At 70.8% G+C, this 3,746-nt stretch carries 3 protein-coding genes and 1 pseudogene; all 4 read right to left on the bottom strand.

Features of this window, described 5'->3' with window-relative positions; translation table 11 throughout:
* Positions 1-506 (bottom strand): adenosylcobinamide-GDP ribazoletransferase (locus CV1CTNOD_RS26850; protein ID WP_242606766.1); only part of this gene is annotated, 506 nt, incomplete at its 3' end.
* A 13-nt stretch (positions 507-519) separates the two neighbouring features.
* Positions 520-1,641, bottom strand: a complete 1,122-nt coding sequence (gene cobT, locus CV1CTNOD_RS17000; protein WP_131787038.1) for a nicotinate-nucleotide--dimethylbenzimidazole phosphoribosyltransferase — start codon at positions 1,639-1,641, stop codon at positions 520-522.
* Between the two features lie 118 nt (positions 1,642-1,759).
* Positions 1,760-2,770 (bottom strand): hypothetical protein, encoded by a 1,011-nt coding sequence (locus CV1CTNOD_RS16995; protein ID WP_131787034.1) that lies wholly within the window; start codon positions 2,768-2,770, stop codon positions 1,760-1,762.
* A 631-nt stretch (positions 2,771-3,401) separates the two neighbouring features.
* Positions 3,402-3,746 (bottom strand): annotated as a pseudogene (locus CV1CTNOD_RS24870) (hypothetical protein); the annotation flags it as partial.

Here is a 3,746-nt window from a genome sequence, read left to right as displayed (position 1 = left end):
GCCGGGGGTGTGCCCGCGGTACAGGCGAGTGTCGCCGCGAGCCGCCCGGTCATCGACGCGACCAGGATCGACAGGCTGCCCCGATGCTCACTGATCGTGAGCGATAGCGCCCCGACCTGGACCAGGACGACGAAGATCAGAGCTAGCGCGCCGAACGCGCCCAGTCGCGAGTCGCGCATGGCCGCCAGCGCACGCTCCCGGCCGGCGCCGAGACCGTCGGCGACGTCGGCGAGCCCGTCCAGGTGCAGACCGCGGGTCAGTAATGCCAGGGTGGCGATCCCCATGACGGCCGGGAACAGGTTCTGGGCCGGCGTTTCGGGCGGCGCTCCGGGCGTCTTCGTGAAGATCCGGAAGCTGAGCACGACGAGGGCGGTGATGCTGCCCAGGACGAGGCCGACGAGCGGCGCCAGCGCCATGGCACGCCCCATGGTGCGCCGGTCGAGAACGATCTGCCCCCGGACAGGCAGCAGCGAGAGCAGGGAGAAAATCGTCCGTGTGGCGAGCATCAGCCGCTGCGCGTCAGGCGCTTTCCGTCCCGGGCGTGTCACCCGGGTCGGCGGCCGGGTCGGCTTTGCCGGCCGTGTCGGTCTTGTCGCTGACCCCGGCCTGGTCGAACGTGGCCATCTCGGCGAGCGTCGCCTGAGCGGCCACCAGCAGGTTGACGGCGAGCAGCGCTCCGCTGCCTTCACCGAGCCGCAGGCCGAGGTCCAGCAGGGGTTCGACACCCAGTGACGTCAGGGTGAGTTTCTGCGCGGGTTCGGTCGAACGCGTGCCCGCGACCCACCACGCCTTCGACCCCGGCGCGTACGCCTCGGCGACCAGCGCCGCGGCACAGATCACGACGCCGTCCAGCACCACCGGGGTGCGGCGGACGGCAGCCTGGACCAGCAGGCCCGTGAGCGCGGTGAGGTCCGCACCGCCGATCACCCGCAGCAGGGCCAGCGGATCGGCGGCGAACGGCCGGCCGCGGCGCATCGCGTCCCGGATCGCCGCGGTTTTGATCATCCACCGGGTGTCGTCGATGCCGGTTCCGCGTCCGACGGTGTCGATCGGCTCCCGGTCGAGCAGAGTGGCGACGATCGCCGCGGACGGGGTGGTGTTCCCGATACCCATATCGCCCGGGACCAGCAGGTCGGCGCCGGCGTCGACCTCCTCGTCGGCGATCGCCCGGCCGATGTCGAACGCCCGGGCGGCCTCGTCGGCGGTGAGGGCGTCCTCGACGTCGATCCGTCCGCTGCCGCGCCGGACCCGGTAGCGACCGGCGGAGGCGGCTGCGCCCGCTCCTGCGTCCACTCCCTCTCCCTCGCCACCGCCGCCGTCCGGTGCCGCCGGCTCGTCGGCGTCCACGCTGAGGTCGACGACCCGGACGGACGCGCCGACGGTGCGGGCCAGCACGTTCACCGCGGCGCCGCCGGCGGCGAAGTTCGCCACCATCTGTGCGGTGACCTCCGGCGGGAACGCCGAGACGCCCGCCCGCGCAATACCGTGATCACCGGCGATGATCACCGCTCGGATGCGCTGGAACGGCTTGGGTGGGCAGACCCCCTGCACACCGGCAAGCCAGACCGAGATCTCCTCAAGGCGCCCGAGAGCGCCCGGAGGCTTGGTCAACATTGCCTGCCGCTGCCGGGCGGCGTTCATCGCGTCGGCGTCGAGCGCTGGGATCTGCACAGCGTCTTTATTACCCGATGTGCTGCCAGATGCCGGGGAAGCCGCTCGCCGATCGGACGTCTTCTTGCCGGACGTTCTTATTTCGGGCTTATTCCGGGGAACCGGCCCACGTCGAGGTCAGCGCGACCAGGTCGGACCAGTCGGCGCCGTGGCGGGCGGCTTCCCCGGCAAGCTGGGCCACCTCGCTGCTCATCCACGCCGCCGGTCGGCCGGCCGAGGCGGCCACCGCGCCGGTGACGTGCTGTTCGGCCTCCTCGACGTCAGGACGCGCCCGGCGCAGCGCGGCGTCCGCGCAGATGATGTACACCAGGGGAGCCAGGCCGCTGACACCCTTGTCGTGGCCCCTGCCGTGGCCGTGTCCGGAGCCGACACGCTCGCGCGCCTCGGTCAGGAACGGCGCGGCGGCATAGATCTGCCCGGCCAGGACGAGGGCGCTGGCCGCCATCGTCGCGAACAGCGCAGGGTGGTAACCGTCGAGGGAGTAGCTGGGGGTGCCGTGTTTCTCGGCGGGTATCCGGTTCATCAGTTCCTGCGCCCGGCCGACCGTGGCAACGGTACCGACGGTGTCGCCCAGCCGCGCCCGTGCGCCGGCCTCGGCAACCGCCAGCATCACGGCGGCGGGTGTGTTCCCCGCGTACCGCTGTCCTTCCACGGCGAGGGTCAGCGCGGTCTTCCAGCGTTGCAGACGCCGCGCGGCCATCGCCCGGACGGCGTGGGCGTGCGCGATCGTCGGCCAGTCCCCGATGCTTGCGGCGACCGACTCCGCCTGGGTCAGCGTGCGCAGCCCGCAGGAGACGTCACCGGCGTCGACGAGTGCGTTGCCTTCCAGCACGAGGGTGCGGGAGTGCAGGGCCTGCCAGTCGTGCCCGGCGCGGGCCGACCCTCCCTGGGACGCCCCGACGTGGCGCCCCAGGTTCCACGCCTGTAAGGCGGTCTGCGCCGGGGCGGTGGACCCGTACCCGTCGACCAGCGCCCGCATGGCGGTGGTGAGCCCGGCCAGGTCCTGCGCGGTGCGGGTGCGTCCGCAGGACGCTCTCACCAGACGTCCTGCCGCGACAAGCCCGGCAACCGCCGCGAGCCTGCGCCGATCAACGCCCATGCGCGACTCCAGGTGTTCGCTTTACACCCCCAGTGTCCGACGCTGTTCCGGCCATGTCGATGGCCCGGTCGTGTCGCCGGTCCAGCCGTGTCGATGCCTCTCACTCCCTGTCATGTCTGCGGTGGACGACGATGCGGTCCCGGTTCCCGAACTCCCGGGTTCCCGAGCTCCCGGCTGTCGCGTGGAACCCCGATCACGGCAAATTATGATCATTTTGGTTTCGGTTGCCGGCGGGTTGCCGACGGTCGAAAATTATCGGACCCATGACCGTCACGTCGTTCGACCGGCCGGCCGCGGAGGAACCGGCCGTGCCTGTCCGGGCCTGAATAAGCGGTATGGAGACGTCGAGGCCGCACGAAATCTCGACCCACGGGTCTCGCGCAGCGAGTTCTCCGGTTCCTACGATCCCGACAGAGCCGACAAATCGCCGACGATCAAAATCTTGTGCACACTGCTGCCCCGACGCCCGGTGAGGTGCCGGTAGCCAGCTACGACATCGCGACAGCCCCCGGTGACGCGAGTCCGCTCAACACCTGCTGCGCCGGAGAAGCATGGCAGTCAGCCGTTTTCTCCTGCTGCTGTGCAGGCACGTGACGGCCGGGATGGGAGTTGATCGTCGTTTTCCGGGTGTCTACCGGCGCCGTCGGGAGAACCAGCGCCGTGATTCGCGTGCTTCCTCCTGCGGCTGCGGGCTGCGGGGGAGATGATCAAGACCGGGGATGGGCGTGGCCGGGTCGAGTAGCCGGTAGGCGGGGTCGAGGTCGGCGAGTTCGTCGAGTTCGAACCGGCGGAGTTTGACGGCCCACCACAGCAGAGAACGGCCGTCGCCCCCGGAGGTCTTGTATGTCCCATCCGGCAGGACGGTGGCCCAGTCTCCGTCCGGGAGGGGATAGAGGGTCGCAAGCAGGCGCCCGGTAGTGGTTTGCCACAGTCGCACCGTGCGGTCGGTGCTGGTGGTGGCGAGGGTGGTGCCGTC

This window comes from Protofrankia symbiont of Coriaria ruscifolia (assembly GCF_900634745.1).
Classification (GTDB): domain Bacteria; phylum Actinomycetota; class Actinomycetes; order Frankiales; family Frankiaceae; genus Protofrankia; species Protofrankia californiensis.
The sequence above is the reverse complement of the archived record's forward strand: the minus strand, read 5'-3'. Positions and strand labels throughout refer to the sequence as shown.